This window comes from Paenibacillus sp. 19GGS1-52 (genome assembly GCF_022369515.1).
Taxonomy (GTDB): Bacteria; Bacillota; Bacilli; order Paenibacillales; family Paenibacillaceae; genus Paenibacillus_AQ.
This window is the reverse complement of record NZ_CP059724.1, coordinates 4185941-4209340: the sequence shown is the minus strand read 5'-3', so window position 1 is coordinate 4209340 and position 23400 is coordinate 4185941. Positions and strand designations below refer to the sequence as shown.

The window sequence follows — 23400 nt, the reverse complement described above, 5'->3', positions numbered from 1 at the left end:
CAATATAATTTTATAATTTTAATTTTACTTGAGATTAATGAATGCATCCTCAGTCTTGATCTCAGAGGACAGCAATCCATTCTCACTCAGCCACTGATGTACCTTTTCCCAAGATGCGGGGTCCTGATATCCAAAGGGTTCTTCTCCAGCATCCATAAGTGGCAATAGAATCTGCAAGCTTGCCTGCTCGATGGTTTGGTCGAGGGGTGAAGTTGCATCTTCATGCTTCAGCAGTTGAGCGAGTGCCTGATCCGGATGCTCCTGAACGAACTGTTGACCCTTCGTGATCGCCTTCATGAATTTGGTGAAATAGGCTTCAGAATTCTGCAAGCCTTGCTCACTGGCTACAAGCACAAGTTCGTAATAGTCAGGAACACCGTAATCCGTTGGGTTTATCGAGGTGACAGGATGGCCTTCTTTTTCCAGAATCAGCTGTTCGTGATTGATAAATCCACCCATAATTCCATCTACCTGTCCTGTGGTAATAGCGGGAATCAAGTCAAAGCCTACATCGATCAAGTTGCTTGCCTGAGGATCACCACCATCACTTTTGATCATGGTGCGAACCATTGCTTCGTATAGCGGGATGGAGGAATAGCCAATATTTTTTCCAGCTAAATCTTTGGGACTGCTAATTCCGCTGTCGGCTGGAACCATGAGATGATTCAGAGGATGCCTAACGATGGCCGCAATAGATTTAACAGGGATCTTCTCAGCACGGGCCATAAGCACTTGGGGCTGGTAGCTGAGGGCCAGATCAATTTGATTCGCGGCAACGAGCTTCAGAGCATCATTGCTGTCGGCGGGCATTTTGATTTCAACGTCCAATCCTTCCTCGGTAAAATATCCATTCTGCTCTGCAGCGTACAGAAACGAATGCACCGCATTGGGATACCAGTCGAGCATTAACGTCAGCTTATGAGGTTGAGTAGATTCACTTGGGGGAGAATTAGCAGTTGCCGGTTCTGATTGTTCATTATTTCCACAGCCACTCAAGAGCAGAACGAGACAGAGGGAAATTACGGGCAGCAACAATTTGTGTGATTTGCGGGAAGAAATCATCGATAAGAGCCTCTTTTCTTAAAAGTAATCTTTTCGAGCAGGGCTATGCCCAGAAACAATGCAATCCCAAGTGCTGAGAGTAGGAATACAGCGGCAAACATCTCGTCACTCTGCATACTCCCCGCCATCCGGCGGCTGTAATAACCAAGTCCTTGGCTGCCGCCAAGCCATTCTCCAATCGTAGCGCCGATAACGCAATAGACGATGGACAGCTTTAGGCCGGAGAAGAAGGAGGGCAGCGCCAGCGGGAGCCCAAGGGTCCTGAGTACTTGCCAGCGAGAGGCGCCCATCGTTAACAGCAGTTCTTCGTAAGCTCGATCACTTTTATGCAGGCCGTCATAGGTAGCGACGACAATCGGGAAAAAGGCGGTCAGGAACACGACAGCAACCTTGCTCCACAGCGTATAACCGAACCACATAATGAAGATAGGTGAGAGGGCAATTAACGGAATCGTCTGACTGATGATCAGAAAGGGATACAGAGCCTTTTGAAGCGGGCGGAACATGTGCATTCCAATGCCCAGCAGTGTGCCGCAGGTAACCGACATCATGAAGCCTAGCAATACCTCTTGAAGTGTTGCCAGCAGATGCTGCCCGAACAATAGTTTACGGTGCGTGAACAGGGCCATCCAGATCGACGTCGGTGCAGGAAGGATGAAAGACGGAATGAAGCCCAGCTGTACCACCAACTCCCAGAGGATCAGTATTAGAAGGACAAGCAAGATGAAGGGACCGTAGTCCGACAGCAGCTTTTTAATAAGTGTGGGTCTCATACAGTCTCCGCTCCAAATCCTCACGCAGGGCAATAAACCGCGGCTCATAGTTCTGCTTGTAATGTCTCGGTCTTGGTAAATCGACAATGAATTCCTGAATTCCACCCGCTAAGCCACCAGTCATCAGATAGATGCGGTCACTGAGCAGCAGGGCTTCTTCAAGATCATGTGTAATGAATAACACCGTCTTATCTAGCTCGCTCCACAACTCCAGCAGCCATTTGTGCATTTCTCGTTTAGTCATAGCGTCAAGGGCACCAAAGGGCTCGTCCAGCAGCATCAGATTTCCTCCGGCAACAAGTGTTCTGAGAAAAGCAACCCGTTGCTTCATACCGCCTGACAGCTCCTGCGGATAAGCATCTTCAAGCTCTGCTAGACCCAAACGCTGCAACATCCCGCGAATCTGAGCGATACTCTCTTTTTTGCTCTGGTCCCGCTTCAGCTTTAGCTCCCAGGGCAAGAGACAGTTGTCCAATACCGTCCGCCAGGGCAATAACAGATCCTGCTGAGGCATGTAAGCGATTTGGCCCAAGCGGGTAGAGTAGGAAACTTCACTGTGAAAGTTAATTTCTCCGCTAGTAGGTTCCAATAAACCAGCAATGATCTTGAATAATGTGCTTTTTCCGCATCCGCTGGCGCCTACCACAGAGATGAACTCTCCCTGATGGATATGCATAGATACTTCCGCGAATACTGAGGACTGTGAAGAATGAGCATAAGCATAGGCCAAATCTCGAATCGTAAGTGTTTCCGTAATGAGCAAACCTCCTAAAAGTTTTATGGAGCATTACCCCCTCTGAGAACCTTCGCAATAAAACTACTTCGAAAGCATGGGCTTAGTTTTATGGAGCCTAGGCTTAAACAAATAAAGGCCCATCCATTTCCATAGAGGAAATGAATGGGCCGAAAGTTCTGTCTGCATAGACTCAAGAATGCATCACATGAAGGTTTCGTTCCACTTCCCTCCGCTGGTATGATCCAGATCAGGTTCCAAGGGTCTAGAGCATAATTGCTCCGTCTCAGTCGAAAGACTCCCCTAGTGAAATTAATAGGTCAATATATTTCTCGAAGAAACGGGTACCGTCCATAAAGGACGGCGAAGCCGTTCTTCTTGATTTGTTTACTAATATATCATATCTTCGCGAGAAGTAAAGAACGGAGGCAGTAAATCAGGGGTTCCGAAGCCCCGTGACGAACAGTGTGATGATCCCCTTTGTGATTTGTTCTTTAGACCGGCCATGAACCTTTTTCTGGAACAAATAGAGATCTGGACTGAGCACGGAAACCAGCGCCGTTGCAACAAACTGGGGATCAATCGGGATGCTCTCGGCTCGTGCGGCAACCTGCTGCAGCAGTTGAAAGAGAATAACATTTAGTCTTTGGAAAAAAGGATGCTCGAACTGAGTAAGCTGTTTTTTGCCGGTGAATTCTGTCTTAATAAGATTCAACAGCTCCGCATGCTGCTCTAGGAAATCCACCACCCGCTCGATGCTGCTCTGTAAACGTTCGAAAGCGGGAAGATCTTCTGAGGTCAACTGTATCTCTTGCTCCATGCCATTCAAAAAGCGTTCGGAGTTGTCTCGCAGTAGTACCGAGCAAATCTCGCCTATATCTGTGAAACGACGGTATAAGGAGGCTTGTCCAATCCCGGCTTTTTTGGCGATTCTATGCATGCTGACGGCTTCCAGACCATTCTCTAGAAATAGCTGGCGAGCGGCATCCAAAATTCGCTCTACGTAAGGATCCTTGGCAGCCTCTTGTGAACTGTTTGCTTGTTTGGGAGGTGAATTTGCATCCCCGTTTATCTTTGTCATCATAGACTCCTTTCAGAAACACATCATATAGTTGCAATAGTTGCAGAAAAGAAGGAGAATTTAATTGACACAGCGGACAATTGTCCGTAAACTAATAAAAAAGACAGCGGACAGTTGTCCGTTCAACTCATTATATAGACAAACCCGCGAAGAGGTCAACATACTCACTGCTGGGACAACAGGAGGAGAAAGAGAATGGAGCAAACGCTGAAGTCGGACGCAGATTTTCGGTTATCAAGTATTTTAGTTCCGTTGCTGGCCATTATTGCTGGTGTATTTATGGTTGTACTAGATAGTACAGCGATGAATGTGGCTTTATCTACACTGGTCAAGGACTTTAATACGGATCTGCATACCCTGCAATGGATCGTGACTGGCTATATGCTGGCGCAGGCCTCAGTAATTCCGCTTTCCGGATGGCTATCAGACCGTTTTGGTGCCAAAACCGTATTTTTGAGCGCAGTTGTTCTATTTACATTAGGCTCGATTCTCTGTTCTACACCGAGCAGTGCGGAGTGGCTGATTGTGTTTCGGGTTATTCAAGGTCTGGGTGGAGGCTGCGTGCTGCCAGTTGGTATGGCTTACGTTTACAAACTGGCACCTCGGAGTAAAGTTGGCGTTGTAATGGGAATTATGGGCATTCCGGTGTTATTTGCTCCGGCAATCGGCCCAGTGCTATCAGGATGGCTGGTGGAGTACCATTCATGGCGCTGGATTTTTCTGATCAATATTCCAATCGGCATCATCTGTCTGCTAATAGGATATAGAAAACTGCCAAAGGTTGAAAGAGGACAGGTACCCGGTGTCGATAAGTATGGAATGGTTCTGGGGCCATTAGCCTTTGCCTCATTGTCTTATGCTGTGAGCCAGGGCGCACAGGGCTGGACCTCTGACAAGACGCTTATTGGCTTAACTGTAGGTATTATTGCATTAATCGCTTTTGTTATAGTGGAACTGCGGACACGGACACCGCTTCTGGAGCTGCGTGTACTTCGCTCGATAGATTTCAGCACAGGTATTCTGGTGCAATGGATTGCCCAGTTTGGATTATATGGCGCCTTGTTCCTGCTTCCGCAATTTCTGCAGCAGGCGCGCGGGTTTGGTGCTTTTGATACAGGATTGACATTGCTGCCACAAGCGATTGCTTCTGGGATTATGATGCCGATTGCCGGCATTTTGTTTGATAAGATCGGGGTACGTTGGCTGGTCGTCTGCGGGCTGAGTCTGGTCTCAGGGGCACTTTACCAGTACTCACATGTAGATTTAACTACGCAGAGTCGTGATATTATACTGCCCCTGATTATGTGTGGAGCAGGGATGGGTATGATGATGATGCCCATGAATACGCATCTGTTGAATAAGGCGCCTCGTCATCTCGTTAATCGGGTGACCTCACTAACCAATTCGATGCAGCAAGTCATCAATTCCTTGGCGGTCTCCACATTGGTGACCATTCTTACCTCCAGAGCTACCGCGCGCGGGATTGAAATGAAGGAGGCAGCGGCTGCTTCAGGTGCTTCCACAGGCAGCACATCCCCTGAGGCAGTGAAGCAAGCGGCACAGGTTGTGCTGGCCAAAGGTTTCGACGATACTTTCCACATTATGATGTTCGTGGCAATCGGCGGTGCTGTACTAGGTCTTCTGCTGCGCAGAGGCCACAAGGGAGAGGAAAGCGACCCAGAGAATCAGGCTATTCCTGAAGTTATGCACGGCTAATGCATATTGTAAGTCGCATTATTAACCGAATAGCATTGTGCAAATATCCCCGCGCCTTTAACAAGGCTGCGGGGATATTTTTGTGTCTGAATTAGAAATATTAGCTAACATTATTAATCCGATGTTATTAATCGGAAAAAATCATTGACGAATATGACATGACAGTGTACTATTCAACTTGCCCGGTAATAATCCGGAAAATACAGAGAATGTTATGAGAGGGGATTTACGAAATGAAAAAACTTAGCTTGATTATTCTATTGGCGCTGACTGTGGTACTTGTGGCGGCTTGCGGCAATAATTCAAACAACAATACAGCGGCCGAACCTACCGCAGCAGCAACCGAGGGAGCCGCTGCAACAGTTGCACCGGCGGAACAGAATAGTCTTGAGGTTATTAAAGCCAGCGGCAAACTACGAATTGCTACAGAAGGAACATACGCACCTTTCACTTATCAAGCTAACCGGATTTGATGTGGAGATCGCAGAAGAAGTATCCAAACGACTTGGCGTTGAGGCCGAATTCTTCGAAACGCAGTGGGATGGTATTTTTGCGGGCCTGGATGCTAAACGCTTCGATGTTATCTTTAATGAAGTCTCTATTACAGATGAACGTAAAGTGAAATATGACTTCTCCGATGATTACATTGTGTCCAAGGCTGTGCTGATCGTTGGTGCCGATAACACAGACATAAAGACCTTCGCTGATCTCAAGGGTAAAAAAGCCGGTCAATCCCTGACGAGCAACTTATCCGACATTGCCCGCGATAATGGTGCTGAAATCGTAGCGACGGATGGCTTCAATCAGGCTATTGATCTGCTGACTTCAGGGCGCATTGATGCAACAGTAAACGATGGTTTGTCCTATCTGGATCTTAAGAAGCAAAAGCCGGATGTAAAGATTAAAGTGGTAGACGAAATTGCTGAAGGTTCGCATAGTGCTGCAACTTTCCTTAAAGGAAATGACGAGTTAGTCAAAGCTGTCAGCGATGCACTGGCAGAAATTAAGAGCGACGGAACTTATCTGAAAATTTCCGAAAAGTATTTTGGGGCCGATGTTTCCAAATAACAGATGGACTAAGGTCCAAGAAGGATGTCTGAACAATGGATGACCGTAAAATACAGATTTTGTTAGATTCATTGCTACCCCTGCTTAAAGCCGGGGTGGCTTTTACCATTCCACTTTCTTTGGTTTCATTTGCGCTGGGGTTACTATTGGCGGTATTAACTGCACTAGTTCGTCTATCCCCTTGGATGATTCCAAAGTTGATTGCCCGTTTCTATGTGTGGGTCATTCGTGGAACCCCGTTATTGGTACAGCTCTTTATTATCTTTTATGGATTGCCTGCGGTTGGAATTGTGCTGGACCCGTTTATTGCTGCTACAATCGGGTTCACGCTTAGTGTAGGTGCTTATTCTTCAGAAATTGTCCGTGCCGCCATACTGTCCATACATAAAGGCCAGTGGGAAGCTGCATTTTCGGTCGGCATGACCCGTGGTCAGGCGTTGCGTCGCGTTATTCTGCCACAAGCAGCACGTGTATCGGTGCCTCCGTTATCCAACTCTTTTATTAGCTTGGTTAAGGACACTTCATTGGCTGCCACTATCACTTATATGGAAATGTTTAAAACTGCGCAGCAAGTGGCTGCAACAACCTATGAACCGTTGCTGGTCTATAGCGAAGCTGGAGTGTGTTACTTGTTGTTCTGTTCGGTTCTGTCGGCGCTGCAAAATTACTTGGAAAAACGGCTGGATCGTTACTCGGCGAGCTAGAAAGGAGAGATATGCTTGATAGAAATACTCGATTTGCATAAATCCTTCGGCTCATTGCAAGTACTGAAGGGTGTGGATCTTAGTCTGGAACATGGTAAGGTGCTGGTAATCATCGGCCCATCCGGTTCCGGCAAAACGACACTGCTTCGTTGCTTCAACTTGTTAGAATTACCCGACCAAGGAAGCATATCTTTGGCCGATGTGAAGATCAACTTTACGGATGCGAAGAGAATAGAGCATAAATCAGTGCTAGCCTTACGTCGAAAAACAGGGATGGTCTTCCAATCTTATAATCTGTTTCCGCATATGACAGCGCTAGGGAATGTGATGGAAGGACAGATAACCGTTCAAAAGCGCTCCAAAGAGGAAGCGCGCAAGCGCGCACTTGCGTTGCTGGACAAGGTGGGGCTGGCTGATAAAGCAGATTCTTATCCACATCAGCTGTCCGGTGGACAGCAGCAACGAGTGGCCATTGCCCGAGCCATGGCTGTGGAGCCGGAGGTTCTACTGTTCGATGAGCCCACCTCGGCGCTTGATCCTGAGCTAGTGGGGGAAGTGCTGAAGGTTATCAAGCAATTGGCTAGAGAAGGTATGACCATGGTTATTGTAACCCATGAGATGAAATTCGCCGCTGATGTGGCAGACCGGATTATACTGATGGATGACGGCCTCATATTAGAGCAAGGCAGCCCGCAGGAGGTGCTGGAGCATCCAAGGAATCCACGTGCCCTACAATTCCTCAACCGACTTAACGGAGAAGAAATATAAGTAGAATACGACCAAAAGGCAGTCCAAGGATAACCCTTGGACTGCCTTTGGTTTAATTCAAAGTCTGCTGCATATAGATAGAGTCTTAGCTTTGTGGTGGAGTTACGTCAGCCCGAGATTTCAAGAACTCAACAGCATTATAGAGCATCACAGCAGCTTCAGCACGGGTGATTTCACTTTTTGGATTAAAGTTGCCTTTTGCATCCAAGGTGTTGATATTGTATTTGAGCGAACGCTGAATGCCGCCTTGGGAAGCAGGATCGAATTGGTCAGAGTCAGCAATATCAGTCGGGATAATGTTGATCATTGGCAGATTGCCGACTTTTTCAGTAGCCTGCATCAGTAAGACAGTAAACAGCTCTTTGGTCATTGGCTTGGAAGGATCAATATCCGCAGGAATCTCAACACCATTGTAGTGTGCATTGATAAAGGCTTCAGCATACCAAGCGTTATCTTTAACATGTGTGAATAAGCCGCTGGCTACCGGAGCTTTGTTGAAGTCGATAGCAGCAAGACTCAGTTGAAGTCCACCGGAAATGAACTGAATACCTTGGGCTACAGTTACTTTGGAACCGGGAACGAACTGGGTATCCGAAACACCCTTAATCAAACCCTGATCCTTTAAGGAGATTATCTTTTCTTTGCCATTTACAGTATCTACATCCTTAAAGCTACCACCTGCTGCAAAAATCTGTCCTCCAAGAGAGAAGGTAAGCAGCGATACAGTTGTAATGGCTGCGATAGTTGTTTTCTTAATGTTCATAGTTATTCCACCTCGTAGTAGAGTTAGGCCGCTTGGCCATTTACAACTCCTTTGACGAAGCAAATTCGGGAAAGGTTGCAGGCAATCTATTTGAAAACCATAAATTTTAATGAGTTTCGCGAAACAGCAGATTACGGTATGGATAATTACTGAATTTGGGCCTAAACAGCAGAGCAACACCCGAATCCTCAATGCTCACAGTTCTCAGATCGCTTGATGTTACCCATTTATGAACCATATAGGTAATAGTATTGTTGTCCTTGTTCTCGATAGCTCGGGCAAAGGCTTCAGCGAAGCTCCAGCAGGTAGCTAACTTCCGGTACAGTGGGAGGAGCGCACGAGCGATGCTGCGATGTGCTCTTGTGCTGAAGGTGAACTGTACAGTCCCTGGTGGAATCGTTGTGCCATTAGTGTAGAAGGCAATGGGATACGGGAAAGGGAAAGAAACAAAATAGCCGATACCGTTCGTCCCGTAATCCGTAGTCTTAGAAAGTGCAGGGATACTGGCCAGCAGTTTGCCCATTAGCGTGAGATCGGCAGAGGTAACAGCTGTTGACCATTGCCCAGCGAAGGTGCGATTCGTGGCGATCTTTCTATAGAAGGGTAGCATGGATTTAGCTACCTTTTGCAGTGCTTGAGCGTTCCGGCGTATTTGGAGTTCTTTTGTTGATTGGAGTTCTTTTGTTGATGATTGCTTCATCCAGCCCGATTCTCCTTTATCAAATAAACAGTTTATATAAGGTATGGGGAGCGGCTTGAGTTCTGATTGTACAACTGCTTGGACATAAGAAATATTTTATAAACAATTTTGTTATAAAGTAGCTTTGGATGTAGGGTAAGAGATGTTATACTAATGTCAGGCTCTTTTCATTTGTGGGCAATTTTGTTATGCTTATATCGTAACCATTACTAATTAGGCTAAATGTTAAGTTACTTAGATGAGGTACGTCTCAGAAGGTGCGAATATTGCATCGTTCCGGAAAGGTAGGAGACCCTATGAATCCAATTATGAATATCAGTCAGCAGTTTGCAGCGCAACAGTATAAATTAACACCCCAACGCGAAGCTATAGTCAAGGTGTTGTTAGATAATGAGAAGGATCACTTAAGCGTTGAGGAAGTATACATGATGGTCAAGAGCACTTATCCGCATCTTGGGCTGGCAACGGTTTATCGGACGCTGGAACTGTTATGTGAACTTCATATCGTGGAGAAGATGAATTTCGGCGATGGAGTAGCTCGCTACGATCTGCGTGATAATGATCATGACCACATGCATCACCATTTGATATGCAGTGTTTGCGGAAGACTGGAAGAAATCAAGGATGACTGGCTCTTGGAGCTGGAGAGCAGAGTGGAACGGGAATACGGCTTTAAAGTTACGGATCACCGTCTTGATTTCAAGGGGACTTACGAGACCTGCAATAGAACGGGCTGCAAAAGAGAAAAGGAATGCAAGGCAGTTTCTTAATAATATTATGATAAGCTCCAAATAAAAAAATCCAGCCTCCGTTGATGAAATGGAGACTGGATTTTTTGGTGGGAGTATTAGAGATTCGCTCCTAAGTAGCAAAGTAGAATTTTTTAACATGAATTTCTGCTGCTAATTTGAGTAATTTCTGTCTTGAAGACCAATTAACATGAATTTCTGACGTTAATTCGTCGATTGGATGCTGATTTCTTAAACTGTAGGGAAATTAACGGCATTATATGCTGTTAATTTCTGGAATGTAGATAAACCCAATGATTTAACATCAGTAAATGCTGTTAAAAATTGCCGTTAAACGATCAATTGATGCAGGTTGCTTCCATAATTAAGGTCTGTTCGGCACAAAAGATTTAATCCATGTCCCGAAGCTGCCGGGATTCCGACTCTGCACCAGCACTACGCCCTCGCCGCGGAACCGGCATACTAGCGCCTCGCCGCTGGTCAAGCTGTTCAGCCAGCCGGAGGCTGCTTTTTCCACCTTGTAATCCATATAATCAGGCCAGGCCACAAGATGCCCGTTATCAATGATCATTTCTTCCCCAGGCTCCAGGTTGATGGCATGAATCGCACCGAAGGAAGATAGGAATACGGTTCCACTGCCACTGATCTCAATGATAAAGAACCCTTCACCGGAAAAGAGGCCCCGGGTCAGATTCTGCATCTTCGTGTTTACCTGAATCCCGTGTGTGCCAGCCAGAAATCCGTCTTTCTGTACAAAAAGCTTATAGGAGCCGTCCAGCTCAATCGCCTGAATATCACCGAGGGAGCCTGGGGATAGCAGCACTTCACTTTGGCCTCTGGTGGCAGTAAGCTCCTGAAAGAAGAACTTCTCTCCACTCAGCATTCTGCCTAGTCCACGCATCAACCCGCCATCCACCGTTCCGCGCAACTCAACGTTAGGTGACATGGCGACCATTGCTCCCATTTCTGCTTTGACGCTTTCACCCGAATCTAAATGTACCTTAAGCATTGCAAACGCACCTTCATACAAAATATCGTATTTCATTCCTATACTCCTCCGAATCTATTATGAAAAGGATAGACAGCTTTGTTCTCATTATACTGAAATCACGGCTACGCTCATAGTCTACTGTAAATGTTAGGGATTTTGCCGTTGTTGTGCTGCAGAATTTACGCATTTATGCTAAAATTAAAGTTATAATTTAATATTAAAAACTATCCCCCAACGAACAGGAGAGTGGTGCTACATGGCACGAACCAAAACCCAAAAAGCCTTGCTTAAGGCTGAGCGTTCCGGAATGTGGAGCGAAGTCAACAAACGGAGAATCAATCAAGATTATGGCGCTATTTCCCAGCATGTCCGGGTGACACCAAGCAAGCGAGAGCAACTGAATAAGATTAAACACAAGGAGCGGATCTTCCCTGATGGCGCTCCTTTTGTATGCGGTGAATTCAACTTTCGACCTAGTGTATATACTTCATACCAGCTCTCTGCTATGCACACGAAACTCCTTGGGTGACATGCCGAACCGGTTGCGGAACACGCGGTGAAAATAGGTATAGCTGGCAAAGCCGCAGGTTTCGGCTACATGCTCGAGTGGCATTGGGCTGAAGGTGATTCGTTCCCGCGCCATCTCAAGTCGCACATCATTGACGTATTTAATAATGCTCTTGCCGAAAGCTTCCTTAAAAAGATGAACAGCCCGAGAGACGGAAATATCAACGTGGCCTGCGACATCCTCTAAGTGAAAGGGGAATGCTGCATGCTCCTCAACATATTGCTTCATGCGATAGGCCAGATAGCCTTTTGGAGTAATCGCAGGCTGATCTGTCATCAGCCTATCAATTTCCATACATACAATTTGTAGATAACAGGCGGAAATTTCCGGGGAGAAGTCAGATAAACGCCGTTGTTCAAGTACAAGCTGGCGGAATAAACCCAGAAAATTGTCGCTTAGCGGCAAGCTTTGACGAGCGGGACGCTGAACTCGATTCCACCATTCCTCAATCCAGGCTCCACCGCAAAAGATATGATAATCGCCGCTGACAATGCGCGGTTTGCCTACAGGATAGTTCTCTTTGTCTATGCTTAGATAATAGGGATCATTGGGGGCGAACAGCATAAGGTCACCACTTTCCACAGGAGACATCACTCCATCGATAAGGGCACGGCTACGCCCCTCGGTTTGCAGACGAATCAGATAATTCTTGATTCCTTCACTTTGCGACATGTGAAATGGCTTGCGGTGATAGGAAAAACCTGCGGAAAGAACGTGACAAGCAGCAGTATATGTCATGAGACCTCCTGAGTGATTTTAAATGATAAGCAAATTGTTCATGTTTCGATCATATTATTCATTTTATTTCACACGCTTTCATATTACCATGTATCTAAGCCGGAATGATACATATTGACTAGAGGAGGCTATATTGGGGCATTAAAGCTATATTAGCAGGCCTGATAGGCTGTCCGAATATCAGAGAGTACTTCGTTGATGAATTCGAGAAACAGCATTTTTGTTCAGGTGATCGCTGTAGGCGTTCCTGATATGGGTCGAGTTAGCGGTAATATCTTAGAACTTAAACCCAAACCATTGGAGTGATTAGAAGATGTTGAAGTTAGGCTTGCAATTGTACACGCTGAGAGAAGAGCTGGAGCAGGATTTCGAAGGAACACTGCGCAAGGTGGCAGAGCTCGGTTATAGCGGAGTGGAATTTTACCACTTTTTCGACCGTACCGCAGCAGAAGTGAAGCAACTGCTTAAGGATACCGGACTAGTCGCTCTTGGAGCACACCGTCCGTATGATACTTTGCTGAAGGATACAGAACAAGAAATTGCCTTTAACCTTGAGATTGGCAATTCTAATCTGATCGTTCCCTATTTGACTGAGGAACAGCGCAACTGGGAAGAAGTGGCTGCAAATCTGCGGATTATCGGTGAGAAGTGCCAAGCAGGTGGAGCTGTACTTTCGTATCATAATCATGATTTTGAATTTACGGAGCGCTTTAGTGACCGCACTGCCTTTGACTTTTTGTTTGAAACCGTGCCGTCCGAGCTGCTAAAGGTTGAGATGGATACTTGTTGGGTCTATTATGGTGGTTATGATCCGGTAGAATATATTAACAAATACGCAGGTCGTCTGCCGATCATTCATCTGAAGGATATGAAGAAACGTGAAGATGGAACAGCAGAAACCGTTGTACTGGGTGAAGGCATAGTGGATCTTGGCGCCATTTTGGCAGCTGCTGAACAAGCAGGCACAGAATGGGCTGTAGTGGAGCAGGATTATTGCAGCCGCTCACCACTTGAAAGTGTTGCAGATAGTTTGAAATGGGTTAAAGCATACGCAGATCAGGGAGGAAAAGTTCATGTCTAATAAGTTGAAAATTGCTATTATCGGTTGCGGGGGTATCGCAAACGGGAAACATATGCCTAGTTTGTCGCGTCAAGCTGACGCAGAAATGGTGGCTTTTTGCGATATCGTAGAGGAACGTGCACAGGAAGCCGCTGCGGCTTTTGGAGCTGAAGGCGCAGTTGTCTATACTGATTTCCGCAAGCTGTTGGAAGTTGGAGGATTTGATATCGTTCATGTGTGTACACCGAATGACAGTCACTCTGAGATTACAGTTGCCGCACTGGAAGCTGGTAACCATGTAATGTGTGAGAAACCTATGGCCAAGACAACAGCTCAAGCACAGGAAATGTTGGACGCCGCGCGCCGCACCGGCAAGAAGCTGTCTATTGCTTACCAGAATCGTTTCCGTGCTGATAGCGAGTACCTGAAGGCTGCTTGTGAAAATGGGGAGCTCGGTGATATTTATTATGCCAAAGCGATCGCAGTGCGCCGACGTGCTGTTCCTACATGGGGCGTATTCCTGGATGAAGAGAAACAAGGCGGCGGCCCTCTGATCGATATCGGTACGCATGCACTTGATCTGACGTTGTGGATGATGGATAATTACAAACCGCGCATGGTGGTTGGCTCTACCTTCCATAAGCTTGGACAACGGGAAAATGTTGGCAGTGCCGGCAATGCTTTTGGTACATGGGACCCTGAACAGTTCAAGGTTGAAGATTCGGCTTTTGGTTTCATCACTATGGAGAATGGAGCAACCATCGTAGTGGAATCCAGCTGGGCGCTGAATGTTTCCGAGATCGGAGAAGCTAAGACGCTGCTTGCAGGTACTGAAGGTGGTGCGGATATGGCGGACGGCCTGCGCTTCAATGGCGATAAGGGCGGACGTTTATTCGAGACCAAAGTAGACCTGTCTGCGGGCGGAGTTGCCTTCTATAGTGGCGGCGAAGAGGATGCAGCTGCACGAGAAGCCCGTCTGTGGCTTAAGGCAGTCAGAGAAGATACAGAACCTGTAGTGAAGCCAGAGCAAGCTTTCGTTGTGACGCAAATTTTGGAAGCTATTTACGAATCGGCTCGTACCGGCCGCGCTGTTTATTTTGACGGAACATCTGACAATTAAATTAACTAATTAAATAGAGTATATTTAAAGAAATAGGAGTGGAATCCATGAGCTCAAAAAAACATTCTGTAGTCATCATTGGCTTTGGGGGAATGGGCAGCTATCACGCACAGCTGATAAAGGAGAATGCTTCCTTAGAAGTTGTAGGTACCTACGATTTGTTAGATTACCGCCAGGCGGCCTCCGTTGAAGCAGGTTATTCTGTATACAAAAGTTTCGAAGATGTGTTGGCAGATCCACAGGTGGAGACTGTTCTGATAGCAACACCAAACGATGTGCATAAAGATATCGCCATAGATGCCCTGAGAGCCGGAAAGCATGTCATCTGTGAGAAGCCTGTTGCTTCATCCAAGGCTGAATTTGAAGAAATGCTTGCCGTAGCTGCAGAAGCTGAACGGATATTGATGGTTCATCAGAATAGACGCTGGGACGAAGATTTCCTGGTTATTAGAGAAATGTATGAACGGGAAACCATTGGAACATTGTTCCAAATCGAATCGCGCGTACATGGAGCGAATGGCATTCCCGGTGACTGGCGTCATATAAAAGCACAGGGTGGGGGCATGCTTCTGGACTGGGGCGTGCATTTATTGGATCAACTATTATTCTTAATAGATAGTAAGATCACAAGTGTAACCAGCCATTTAAGCTATATTTTAGGTAATGAAGTAGATGACGGCTTTGAAGCAACTCTGCAATTTGAGAATGGTGTCAAAGCATTGATTGAGGTTGGGACAACCAATTTCATTACCTTGCCGAGATGGTATGTCAAAGGACTTGAAGGAACCGCTATAATTGAGGATTGGTCCTTGACTGGTAAAATTGTGACGCGAAATCATGATTCGGTTATTATTGAGCCTAAACCTATCCGTGCTGGTGTTGGACTCACCAAAACAATGGCGCCTCCTTCTGAAGGGGCTACTGTTACGGAAGCCTTGCCGCCAGCCTCACAGCTTCCTTCTAGCTTCTATGATAATTTTGCAGCCGTGATTGAGGGGAAAGCAGAGCCTATTGTTACTAATACGGAGGTTCTGCGTGTATTGAACCTGATCGAAGTCATCTTTGAAGCAGCTGAAACACATCAAGTGGTACAGGATTTTGACATCTATTAAGTCGATTGAAATAAATTGTTCTCTATTGAGAGGTGGCATATTATGAAACTTGGAGTATTTATGGTGTTATTCGGAGGTCGTAAGCTGGAGGATGCGCTTGATTATGTAGTCTCCAAAGGACTGAAGGCTGTTGAGATCGGTACAGGTGGCAATCCCGGCAATAGTCATTGTGATCCGTTGCTGCTGCTGGAGAATGAGACGGCGCTTAAAGAATTTAAGCATGCTGTAGATTCTCGTGGCCTTATAATCAGTGCGCTGAGCTGCCACGGCAATCCGCTGCATCCACAAAAGGCACTTGCCCGCAAGGATCATGAGGATTTTGTAAACTCGGTCAAATTAGCACAGAAGCTGAACATTCCTGTCGTCAATACGTTCTCAGGCTGTCCGGGAGACCATGAGGATGCGAAATATCCGAACTGGCCGGTCGCACCATGGCCTAATGATTTCCAGGAAATTCTGTCCTGGCAATGGGAGAACAAAGTCATTCCTTATTGGAAGGAATGGGGAGCGTTTGCTGAACAGCATGATGTGAAGATCGGTTTGGAGCTGCATGGAGGTTTCTCCGTGCATACACCAGGCACATTGCTGCGGTTAAGAGAAGCGGTGGGTGAGGTTATCGGAGCCAACCTGGATCCAAGTCATATGTGGTGGCAGGGTATCGATCCGGTACAAGCCATTCATATTCTGGGACGTCAAGGAGCCATTCATCATTTTCACGCCAAAGATACGGTCATTGATCCGATCAATGTCAATATGCATGGGGTAACAGATATGCAATCTTATGGAAATATGCTCGACCGTGCCTGGCAGTTCCGTTCGGTTGGTTATGGTCATGATCTCAAGACCTGGGCTGATATCATCAGTGCTCTGCGTTTGGTAGGTTATGATTACGTCGTCAGCATTGAACATGAAGATGGGCTGATGTCAGTCGAAGAAGGCTTCTCCAAGGCCGTGGATAATCTTCGCCAAGTGTTAATTGAGGAACCGCTTGCCGATATGTGGTGGGTTTAATCATTTAGATCCAGAAATTTCATATGAAATGACAGCATAATGAAGCCGCCAGAGATATTTGGCGGCTTTCTGTTCTGAATATCCATAATGGGAGGCAAGAATATGGAGAGCTTTACAAAAACAAAATTAACGGACAATCAACTGGATCTATTGGTGCAGACCGCTTTTGGCCTTGAGACAAGCATCAATAATAAATCAGAGCTGACTGGTGGTATGTTTAATACAGCCTATGAACTTGAATTAAGCGATGGTCGATCAGTGATCCTAAAGGTGGCTCCTTCCGAGGAGATTGAAACACTGAGCTACGAGAAGAATATTATGCTTACTGAGGTAGAAGCACTGCGCTTGATTGGGGGTATAGGGTCAGTGCCCGTGCCTGAAGTATATAGCTATGACGATAGTTTGAAGCAGATACCCTGTCCGTATTTTTTTATGGAGAAAGTTGAGGGTCAGCCTTACAATGAGATCAAAGAAAGCCTGTCTCAAGCAGAGCAAGAGTACATAGAAACGGAGTTGGGACGTTACAACCGTATCATTAATGAGGTGAAAGGAGAACACTTCGGTTATTTCTCACAATCTTCAGACAAAGCGGGGGTTACCTGGGGAGTTATATTTACTTCGATGATGCATGAATTGCTTGCTGACGGATGTCGCCTTGGCGTACAATTGCCTGCTTCAATTGAAGAAATTGAGACTGAGATCATAAAGTATCTACCTATATTGAATGAAGTGACCGAAGCTCGGCTAGTTCATTGGGATTTGTGGAACGGCAATGTGTTTGTCAAGAATGGGAGAATTACATCCATCATAGATTGGGAGCGGGCGTTGTGGGGCGATGTGCTGTTAGAGTACTATTTTCGCCATTTAGAGAATTCTCCGGCCTTCATCAAGGGTTATGGCGTTGAGTTTAACAGTCCAAACGAGCAATTGCGCATGAAAATGTATGATCTGTACCTTGACCTTATCCTTTATATTGAATGTTTTTCACGTCAATATAAGAATGAAGACCATCTGCAGTGGGCTCATGATAACCTGATTCAGGGCTGGAACCGATTCAGAGGCGCTGATGGGGTTGAAGGGTAAAGTTATTCACAAAAATAAACCGGACCCCTCTAGCGAGGTTTCCGGCCTTCTTGCTGGCAATCTCCATAAATTATGAGTTTGTTACTTAACGCAAGTTGGGAATCGTCACCGCTTGCTCAATCTCAGCTTCATAATCTATACCTTCGATCTCAAAACCAAATAGCTGGAAGAACTCACGTCGGTAGTTAAGCAGGTCAGATAGTTTGTAGATATTCTCTGTCGACAGTTTGGCCCAAAGCCGAGTAACCTCATCCTGTACAGATGGAGCCATCTCTAAATCATCGATTCTGATCCGTCCTTCCTCGTCAACCGCCGTCCCTTCAGCAGCGTACAACCGATCCGCAAACAAGCGGTAGGCTTGTTCAATACAGCCTTCATGCAGCCCTTGTTCTTTCATGACTTTATACAAGGCAGAAATATACAGAGGTACAACCGGTATCGCTGAGCTGGATTGTGTGACCAGTCCTTTACTTACAGCTACATAAGCACGGCCTCCATGCACCGCTAATTGTTCGTTAAGCTGTGAAGCTGTAGCTTCGAGATGATCTTTCGCTCGTCCAATGCTTCCTCCACGGTAGACAGCTTTGGTAATCTCAGATCCCATATAAGAGTAGGCTATAGTTACGGCATCATTGGTAAGTACTCCGGCTTGCAGCAGCGCATTAATCCATAGCTGCCAATCCTCTCCGCCCATTACTTTAACCGTGTCCAGTACTTCCTTATCTGTAGCCGGTTCTATGGACACAAGGCTTACTTCACCAGTATGAAAGTTTACCGTCTTATTGGTATAGGTGCTGCCGATGGGTTTAAGTACGGAATTAAAGTTCTCTCCCGTCTCTGGATCAGTTCGACGTGCGGATGCAACACTGTATATGACAAGATCGACTTGTCCCATTTCGCTCTGGATGAGCTCGATAGTTCGATCCTTAGTCTCTTGGGAAAAAGCATCGCCGGTAACGCTATAGGATTGCAGTCCGGCATCTTGGGCGAGCTTCTCAAAAGCCGCTGAATTATACCAGCCGGCAGAAGCTGTTCTGGTTTCACTGCTAATGCTTTGACGATAGACACCTATTGTACTGGCGCCAGCTCCGAAAGCCGCTACAATCCGCGAAGCTAGACCATAACCAGCTGAGGCGCCAATAACAAGCACTTTGCGGGGACCTTTGATCTGCGGTTGTGACTGTACATACTCTATCTGCTGCTGTACTTGATGTGCACAGCCTGCCGGATGTGCAGTGGTGCAGATAAACCCGCGTGTTCTGGGTTTGATGATCATCATCTTTAGTTCCTCGCTTTCAGTTATAATATAGATCAGAAAGAATTTATAGAAGATGAAATGGTGGTGCTGATGCCTTGGAAAGCCTGACAAAATCAAAAATAACAGTAGAGCAGCAGGACCACATGGTGAGTACTGCTTTTGGAAGCCAAGTGACCATTGTCCAGCGGATGGAGCTTACAGGTGGATATTTTAACGCAGCTTATGATCTGCAATTATCTAACGGCAGAGGAGTCATTCTTAAGATTGCACCAGCTGCTGAGATCGAAATATTGAGCTATGAACACAATATTATGCTGGCTGAAGTTGAAGCGCTGAAATTGATAAAGGCTAAAGGGATTGTGCCAGTTCCGCAAGTGATTGGCTATGATACCAGCCGCACGATCATACCATGTGATTACTTCTTCATGGAGAAAATAATAGGCCAACCCTACAATGAAATCAAGGATGAGCTAACAGTTGAAGAACGAGCTGCTATTGAGTCTGAGCTGGGACGCTATAATCGTATCATTAACGAGATCCGTGGAGAACGCTTTGGATTATTTAGTGTGGCACCACAGGCAGCAGCCAGTTCGTGGCGTGATACCTTCATGTATATGTTTACCAGTTTATTGGAGGATGCACGACGTCTGGGAGCAGAGATGCCGATTACTGTGGAGACTATTGAGGCCAGTGTTGCGACAATTTCACACGTCCTGGATGAAGTGACGGAGCCACGACTGATACATTGGGATTTGTGGGATGGCAACGTGTTCGTGCGTGACGGCAGAATCGTAGCGCTGATTGATTGGGAGCGGGCACTTTGGGGAGACCCACTAATGGAATATTACTTCCGCTATATCGAGAACTCCGAACATTTCTGCAGAGGGTATGGACGCAATTTTGACAGTCCTAATGAATCCGCTCGCAAGAACTTATATGATTTATATATTGATCTAATCTACTTCATTGAATGTTATTCCCGCAAGTACGACAGTGTTGGCCATTTACAATGGGCGCATGACAATCTCTTGGAGGGGTGGGAACGGTTTCAGGAGAAACTCTAAAGGACAGTTTATGAAATCATAATGATGTGTATTCAACAAGTGGTCAATTTTCAGAAAAATCTTGACTTAACCCTATAAAAATAGATAGAATATATCTTATTGCTTATATAATTATTGAGAATCATTATCATAATATATGGAAATTAGAGAGGGTGACAAGATGGAGCGCCTTTTAGAGGTAAAAGACCTAGCAATATCTTTCAGAACACGCGGAGGAGAAGTACAAGCCATTCGTGGCGTGAGTTTTCATGTGGATAAAGGAGAAACCCTAGCGATCGTAGGGGAATCCGGTTCTGGTAAAAGTGTAACTTCACAAGCAGTCATGAAGCTCGTTCCGGAACCAGCAGGTGAATACAAGCGCGGTCAGATTCTGTTCAATGGTGAAGATCTGATTAGCAAATCCGAGAAGCAAATGCAGAAGATTCGCGGCAAAGAGATCGGCATGATTTTTCAAGATCCGATGACCTCCCTTAATCCAATGATGAAGGTTGGCAGACAGATTACTGAGGTTCTTTTCAAACATGAGAAGTTGTCTAAGGATGCTGCACACAAACGGGGTATTGAGCTGCTTAATCTTGTGGGGATTCCTTCTCCTGAGCGGCGCTTTCAACAGTATCCCCATGAATTCAGTGGCGGGATGCGCCAGCGGGTTGTCATAGCTATGGCACTTGCTGCTAACCCTAAGCTGCTGATTGCGGATGAGCCAACAACTGCACTCGATGTAACCATCCAGGCGCAAATTCTCGATTTGATGAAGGAATTGCAGAAGAAAATTGACACCGCAATTATTTTTATTACCCATGATCTCGGTGTTGTAGCCAGAATGGCAGACCGTGTGGCCGTTATGTATGCTGGACAAATTGTAGAAATGGGTACTGCAGCTGAAATCTTCTACGATCCACGTCATCCGTATACTTGGGGATTGCTCGCATCAATGCCAAGTCTGGAAAGCAAAGGATCGTTGCTCACAGCTATTCCTGGTACGCCTCCCGATCTAATCAAACCACCAAAAGGTGATGCATTTGCACTGCGCAGCACTTATGCTATGCAGATTGATATGGAGAAGGAACCGCCAACTTACAGAGTATCGGATACGCATCTAGTGAAGTCATGGTTAATGCATCCGTTAGCCCCAGTGGTAGAGCCACCCGCAGTCGTGAAGAAGAGACAACGTGTCTTGCCGAATGCTTATCCTCAGCCGATATTAGTTGAGAATAATGAATTTTAGGCTGTAGTACAACTTGAAATAAACTTTAACGCGTCAGGCCTGCTTTTTAGGGCTTGGCGTTTTTTTATGGATGAAACGAAGCAAGCCTCACTAGGTCAGTACGCGAAACGAATATCGTCCCTTTACGGATGGTAAAGTCGTTTCTTTTTTTGTCTACTTCTACTTATAGTTTATATAAATATGAAACAAAACTAACATATATAAATAAAAGGATTGACTATTTTCCGCTTTCGTTCCAAAATGAAAGGGTATACATAGGAGGTCGAATGATGAGAAAAAGAACATTAACCGCTTTGCTTTCTGTTTCTTTGCTTACAGCCTGCAGCAGTGGATCCGATTCTGGGAATACGAATAGCAATACGAAGATCGTTGCAGCACCCGTCTTTCAAAATGTGTCCGTACATGATCCTTCCGTGATTAAAGTAGAGGATACGTATTATGTGTTTGGTTCCCATTTGGCATCGGCCAAATCAAAGGATTTGCTATCTTGGACGCAAATATCGTCAGGAGTAGCCGACGGAAATGTACTTATTCCAAATGTGAAAGAAGAATTAAGTGAGACCTTAGCTTGGGCCCAATCAGATACGTTATGGGCGCCTGATGTCATTCAACTGGCCGATGGAAAGTTCTATATGTATTATGACGCTTGTAGAGGAGATTCTCCGCTATCTGCGATGGGCATAGCCGTAGCAGACAGTATTGAAGGGCCGTATAAGAATGCGGGCATTATTCTGAAATCCGGGATGACTGGTGTAGGTGATGATGGTGAAATTTATGATGCTACTGTAAAGCCAAATGTAGTGGACCCGGATGTTTTTTTTGATAAGGATGGTAAGCTATGGATGGTTTATGGATCATATTCTGGTGGTATCTTTGTACTGCAATTGGATGCGAAGACAGGCTTCCCGTTGCCGGATCAGGGATATGGGAAGAAGCTGCTAGGTGCCAATCATGCCCGGATTGAAGGTCCCTATATGTTATACAGTCCCGAAACCGATTATTATTATCTGTTTCTTTCGTACGGGGGACTGGATGCTAGTGGAGGCTATAACATCCGCGTAGCTCGTTCCAAGAATCCTGATGGACCATTTGAGGACTCCGCAGGCCAGGAAATGATTAATGCACAGGGAACTGCTGGAGTTCTGTTCGACGATCCGGCTTACTCACCTTATGGGGTCAAACTGATGGGCAATTTTGAATTCCAGAACACGGAGGTTGAATCGGCATCGGTTGGCGACGGTTACATCTCACCTGGCCATAATTCGGCCTATTATGATAAGGATACAGGCAAGTATTATTTAATTTTCCATACACGCTTCCCTGGTCGAGGTGAGGAACATGAGGTGCGGGTACATCAGATGTTTATGAATAGTGAAGATTGGCCCGTTGTCGCTCCTCATCGCTATAGTGGCGAAACAATCGGCAAATATAAGCAGAAGGAAGTAACGGGTGACTACAAATATATTAATCACAACAAGGATATAACGGCTGATGTTGTAGAGTCTGAACCAATCGCACTCACTGATGACGGTAAGATCTCAGGAGCGGTCACAGGAACATGGAAGCTTAGCGGAGAACATACTGCCGAGTTGACCATTGACGGGACTATATATTACGGTGTGTTCCTACGAGAGTGGAACGAGGGAACCGGTAGCCAAGTGATGACGTTCACGGCAACCTCCAAGGAGGGTGTGTCAATCTGGGGAAGTCACGTCTCAGTGGAGTAATAGCTGTCAAAGATGGTACAATAGCAAATGAAGGAGTGATCACATGGCTATAAGTATTAATATTCAGAATACACCGAATCCGAATTCGATCAAAATCAACACCGATCAAACTATTTTTGAAGGTCCCTCAAGCACATCTCTAAAAAGTGGGGATGCCACAGAACACCCCTTGGCCAATGCTCTGTTGGCTATTGAAGGGATTGATAACATCTTTGGAATCAGAGATTTTGTCACTGTAAGCAAAACCGCCGATGCCGAGTGGGATACTATTCTGCCCCAGGTAGAAAAGGCTTTTGAAGAAGTATATGCCTGAATGACGAAAT

General features: G+C 45.9%; 23 protein-coding genes, 1 pseudogene and 1 riboswitch. Of the genes and pseudogenes, 15 read left to right on the top strand and 9 right to left on the bottom strand.

Annotated features, from left to right (window positions below):
* Positions 1 to 24 precede the first annotated feature (24 nt).
* From H1230_RS19650 to H1230_RS19635, 4 genes are all read right to left on the bottom strand, one after another.
* Positions 25 to 1062 carry an ABC transporter substrate-binding protein gene (locus H1230_RS19650; protein WP_239711604.1) on the bottom strand — a complete coding sequence of 346 codons (1038 nt, stop codon included), beginning with the start codon at positions 1060 to 1062 and terminating at the stop codon, positions 25 to 27.
* Positions 1059 to 1835, bottom strand: a complete 777-nt coding sequence (locus H1230_RS19645) for an ABC transporter permease (RefSeq protein ID WP_239711603.1) — start codon at positions 1833 to 1835, stop codon at positions 1059 to 1061. Before H1230_RS19645 ends, H1230_RS19650 begins: the two co-directional genes overlap by 4 nt.
* Entirely contained in the window at positions 1816 to 2598 is a 783-nt protein-coding gene (locus H1230_RS19640) for an ABC transporter ATP-binding protein (RefSeq protein WP_239711602.1), read from the bottom strand. The genes H1230_RS19645 and H1230_RS19640 overlap by 20 nt, the downstream gene beginning before the upstream one ends.
* Before the next feature lie 180 nt (positions 2599 to 2778).
* A riboswitch (TPP riboswitch) is annotated at positions 2779 to 2883 on the bottom strand.
* A gap of 121 nt (positions 2884 to 3004) precedes the next feature.
* Positions 3005 to 3652: a TetR/AcrR family transcriptional regulator gene (locus H1230_RS19635; protein ID WP_239711601.1), complete on the bottom strand. Its 648-nt coding sequence runs from the start codon at positions 3650 to 3652 to the stop codon at positions 3005 to 3007.
* A 192-nt stretch (positions 3653 to 3844) separates the two neighbouring features.
* Between H1230_RS19635 and H1230_RS19630 the strand changes: the two genes are divergently transcribed.
* From H1230_RS19630 to H1230_RS19615, 4 genes and pseudogenes are all read left to right on the top strand, one after another.
* On the top strand, positions 3845 to 5365 hold the full coding sequence (locus H1230_RS19630; RefSeq protein ID WP_239711600.1) for a DHA2 family efflux MFS transporter permease subunit: 1521 nt from the start codon (positions 3845 to 3847) through the stop codon (positions 5363 to 5365).
* A 233-nt stretch (positions 5366 to 5598) separates the two neighbouring features.
* Positions 5599 to 6433: pseudogene (locus tag H1230_RS19625) on the top strand (amino acid ABC transporter substrate-binding protein).
* A 35-nt stretch (positions 6434 to 6468) separates the two neighbouring features.
* A complete protein-coding gene (locus tag H1230_RS19620; protein WP_154117415.1) occupies positions 6469 to 7137 on the top strand; it encodes an amino acid ABC transporter permease in 669 nt (222 codons plus the stop codon).
* Between the two features lie 15 nt (positions 7138 to 7152).
* On the top strand, positions 7153 to 7905 hold the full coding sequence (locus H1230_RS19615; RefSeq protein WP_239711599.1) for an amino acid ABC transporter ATP-binding protein: 753 nt from the start codon (positions 7153 to 7155) through the stop codon (positions 7903 to 7905).
* A gap of 85 nt (positions 7906 to 7990) precedes the next feature.
* Here the strand turns inward: H1230_RS19615 and H1230_RS19610 are convergent, their stop codons facing one another.
* Together H1230_RS19610 and H1230_RS19605 are read right to left on the bottom strand one after the other, a co-directional pair.
* Positions 7991 to 8668, bottom strand: a complete 678-nt coding sequence (locus H1230_RS19610) for an S-layer homology domain-containing protein (protein WP_239711598.1) — start codon at positions 8666 to 8668, stop codon at positions 7991 to 7993.
* Positions 8669 to 8774: 106 nt separating this feature from the next.
* The gene (locus tag H1230_RS19605) at positions 8775 to 9368 is read right to left on the bottom strand and encodes a hypothetical protein (RefSeq protein WP_239711597.1); all 594 of its coding nucleotides are present in this window, start codon (positions 9366 to 9368) and stop codon (positions 8775 to 8777) included.
* 296 nt (positions 9369 to 9664) lie between these two features.
* On the opposite strand from H1230_RS19605, the gene fur reads away from it, so the two are divergent.
* Entirely contained in the window at positions 9665 to 10138 is a 474-nt protein-coding gene (gene fur / locus H1230_RS19600; protein ID WP_239711596.1) for a ferric iron uptake transcriptional regulator, read from the top strand.
* A gap of 343 nt (positions 10139 to 10481) precedes the next feature.
* On the opposite strand, the gene H1230_RS19595 is transcribed toward fur, so the two are convergent.
* Positions 10482 to 11162, bottom strand: coding sequence for a TIGR00266 family protein (locus H1230_RS19595; RefSeq protein ID WP_239711595.1), 681 nt, complete (start codon positions 11160 to 11162; stop codon positions 10482 to 10484).
* 202 nt (positions 11163 to 11364) lie between these two features.
* Here H1230_RS19595 and H1230_RS19590 point away from each other — a divergent pair, with 202 nt between their 5' ends.
* The gene (locus H1230_RS19590) at positions 11365 to 11637 is read left to right on the top strand and encodes a hypothetical protein (protein WP_239711594.1); all 273 of its coding nucleotides are present in this window, start codon (positions 11365 to 11367) and stop codon (positions 11635 to 11637) included.
* Here the strand turns inward: H1230_RS19590 and H1230_RS19585 are convergent.
* Entirely contained in the window at positions 11596 to 12414 is an 819-nt protein-coding gene (locus tag H1230_RS19585; RefSeq protein WP_239711593.1) for a helix-turn-helix domain-containing protein, read from the bottom strand. The two genes, H1230_RS19590 and H1230_RS19585, sit on opposite strands and share 42 nt — an antisense overlap.
* Positions 12415 to 12727: 313 nt before the next feature.
* Here H1230_RS19585 and H1230_RS19580 point away from each other — a divergent pair, with 313 nt between their 5' ends.
* The 5 genes from H1230_RS19580 to H1230_RS19560 all read left to right on the top strand — a co-directional run bounded on the left by H1230_RS19580 (position 12728) and on the right by H1230_RS19560 (position 17800).
* A complete protein-coding gene (locus H1230_RS19580; protein ID WP_239711592.1) occupies positions 12728 to 13495 on the top strand; it encodes a sugar phosphate isomerase/epimerase family protein in 768 nt (255 codons plus the stop codon).
* Complete coding sequence (locus tag H1230_RS19575) at positions 13488 to 14594, top strand: Gfo/Idh/MocA family protein (protein WP_239711591.1); 1107 nt, start codon at positions 13488 to 13490, stop codon at positions 14592 to 14594. Before H1230_RS19580 ends, H1230_RS19575 begins: the two co-directional genes overlap by 8 nt.
* A 47-nt stretch (positions 14595 to 14641) precedes the next feature.
* Complete coding sequence (locus tag H1230_RS19570) at positions 14642 to 15706, top strand: Gfo/Idh/MocA family protein (RefSeq protein WP_239711590.1); 1065 nt, start codon at positions 14642 to 14644, stop codon at positions 15704 to 15706.
* Positions 15707 to 15748: 42 nt separating this feature from the next.
* Positions 15749 to 16717, top strand: a complete 969-nt coding sequence (locus H1230_RS19565) for a sugar phosphate isomerase/epimerase family protein (protein WP_239711589.1) — start codon at positions 15749 to 15751, stop codon at positions 16715 to 16717.
* 102 nt (positions 16718 to 16819) lie between these two features.
* Positions 16820 to 17800, top strand: a complete 981-nt coding sequence (locus H1230_RS19560; RefSeq protein WP_239711588.1) for a phosphotransferase family protein — start codon at positions 16820 to 16822, stop codon at positions 17798 to 17800.
* 85 nt (positions 17801 to 17885) lie between these two features.
* Here the strand turns inward: H1230_RS19560 and fabV are convergent, their stop codons facing one another.
* Entirely contained in the window at positions 17886 to 19076 is a 1191-nt protein-coding gene (gene fabV, locus H1230_RS19555) for an enoyl-ACP reductase FabV (protein WP_239717413.1), read from the bottom strand.
* A 77-nt stretch (positions 19077 to 19153) separates the two neighbouring features.
* Between fabV and H1230_RS19550 the strand changes: the two genes are divergently transcribed.
* From H1230_RS19550 to H1230_RS19535, 4 genes are all read left to right on the top strand, one after another.
* The gene (locus H1230_RS19550; RefSeq protein WP_239711587.1) at positions 19154 to 20122 is read left to right on the top strand and encodes a phosphotransferase family protein; all 969 of its coding nucleotides are present in this window, start codon (positions 19154 to 19156) and stop codon (positions 20120 to 20122) included.
* A gap of 160 nt (positions 20123 to 20282) precedes the next feature.
* Positions 20283 to 21350: an ABC transporter ATP-binding protein gene (locus tag H1230_RS19545; RefSeq protein WP_239711586.1), complete on the top strand. Its 1068-nt coding sequence runs from the start codon at positions 20283 to 20285 to the stop codon at positions 21348 to 21350.
* Positions 21351 to 21619: 269 nt separating this feature from the next.
* Complete coding sequence (abnB, locus tag H1230_RS19540; RefSeq protein WP_275591259.1) at positions 21620 to 23077, top strand: arabinan endo-1,5-alpha-L-arabinosidase AbnB; 1458 nt, start codon at positions 21620 to 21622, stop codon at positions 23075 to 23077.
* Positions 23078 to 23120: 43 nt separating this feature from the next.
* Entirely contained in the window at positions 23121 to 23390 is a 270-nt protein-coding gene (locus tag H1230_RS19535) for a NifU N-terminal domain-containing protein (protein ID WP_239711585.1), read from the top strand.
* Positions 23391 to 23400 lie beyond the last annotated feature (10 nt).

What these genes read in the sequence shown, in the direction of transcription:
- fur (WP_239711596.1), top strand. Translation starts at nt 9,665, where the DNA reads ATGAATCCAATTATGAATATCAGTCAGCAGTTTGCAGCGCAACAGTAT.
- H1230_RS19645 (WP_239711603.1), bottom strand. Translation starts at nt 1,835, where the DNA reads ATGAGACCCACACTTATTAAAAAGCTGCTGTCGGACTACGGTCCCTTC.
- H1230_RS19535 (WP_239711585.1), top strand. Translation starts at nt 23,121, where the DNA reads ATGGCTATAAGTATTAATATTCAGAATACACCGAATCCGAATTCGATC.
- H1230_RS19560 (WP_239711588.1), top strand. Translation starts at nt 16,820, where the DNA reads ATGGAGAGCTTTACAAAAACAAAATTAACGGACAATCAACTGGATCTA.
- abnB (WP_275591259.1), top strand. Translation starts at nt 21,620, where the DNA reads ATGAGAAAAAGAACATTAACCGCTTTGCTTTCTGTTTCTTTGCTTACA.
- H1230_RS19580 (WP_239711592.1), top strand. Translation starts at nt 12,728, where the DNA reads ATGTTGAAGTTAGGCTTGCAATTGTACACGCTGAGAGAAGAGCTGGAG.
- H1230_RS19585 (WP_239711593.1), bottom strand. Translation starts at nt 12,414, where the DNA reads ATGACATATACTGCTGCTTGTCACGTTCTTTCCGCAGGTTTTTCCTAT.
- H1230_RS19595 (WP_239711595.1), bottom strand. Translation starts at nt 11,162, where the DNA reads ATGAAATACGATATTTTGTATGAAGGTGCGTTTGCAATGCTTAAGGTA.
- H1230_RS19630 (WP_239711600.1), top strand. Translation starts at nt 3,845, where the DNA reads ATGGAGCAAACGCTGAAGTCGGACGCAGATTTTCGGTTATCAAGTATT.
- fabV (WP_239717413.1), bottom strand. Translation starts at nt 19,076, where the DNA reads ATGATCATCAAACCCAGAACACGCGGGTTTATCTGCACCACTGCACAT.
- H1230_RS19620 (WP_154117415.1), top strand. Translation starts at nt 6,469, where the DNA reads ATGGATGACCGTAAAATACAGATTTTGTTAGATTCATTGCTACCCCTG.
- H1230_RS19650 (WP_239711604.1), bottom strand. Translation starts at nt 1,062, where the DNA reads ATGATTTCTTCCCGCAAATCACACAAATTGTTGCTGCCCGTAATTTCC.
- H1230_RS19635 (WP_239711601.1), bottom strand. Translation starts at nt 3,652, where the DNA reads ATGATGACAAAGATAAACGGGGATGCAAATTCACCTCCCAAACAAGCA.
- H1230_RS19605 (WP_239711597.1), bottom strand. Translation starts at nt 9,368, where the DNA reads ATGAAGCAATCATCAACAAAAGAACTCCAATCAACAAAAGAACTCCAA.
- H1230_RS19565 (WP_239711589.1), top strand. Translation starts at nt 15,749, where the DNA reads ATGAAACTTGGAGTATTTATGGTGTTATTCGGAGGTCGTAAGCTGGAG.
- H1230_RS19590 (WP_239711594.1), top strand. Translation starts at nt 11,365, where the DNA reads ATGGCACGAACCAAAACCCAAAAAGCCTTGCTTAAGGCTGAGCGTTCC.
- H1230_RS19610 (WP_239711598.1), bottom strand. Translation starts at nt 8,668, where the DNA reads ATGAACATTAAGAAAACAACTATCGCAGCCATTACAACTGTATCGCTG.
- H1230_RS19575 (WP_239711591.1), top strand. Translation starts at nt 13,488, where the DNA reads ATGTCTAATAAGTTGAAAATTGCTATTATCGGTTGCGGGGGTATCGCA.
- H1230_RS19570 (WP_239711590.1), top strand. Translation starts at nt 14,642, where the DNA reads ATGAGCTCAAAAAAACATTCTGTAGTCATCATTGGCTTTGGGGGAATG.
- H1230_RS19545 (WP_239711586.1), top strand. Translation starts at nt 20,283, where the DNA reads ATGGAGCGCCTTTTAGAGGTAAAAGACCTAGCAATATCTTTCAGAACA.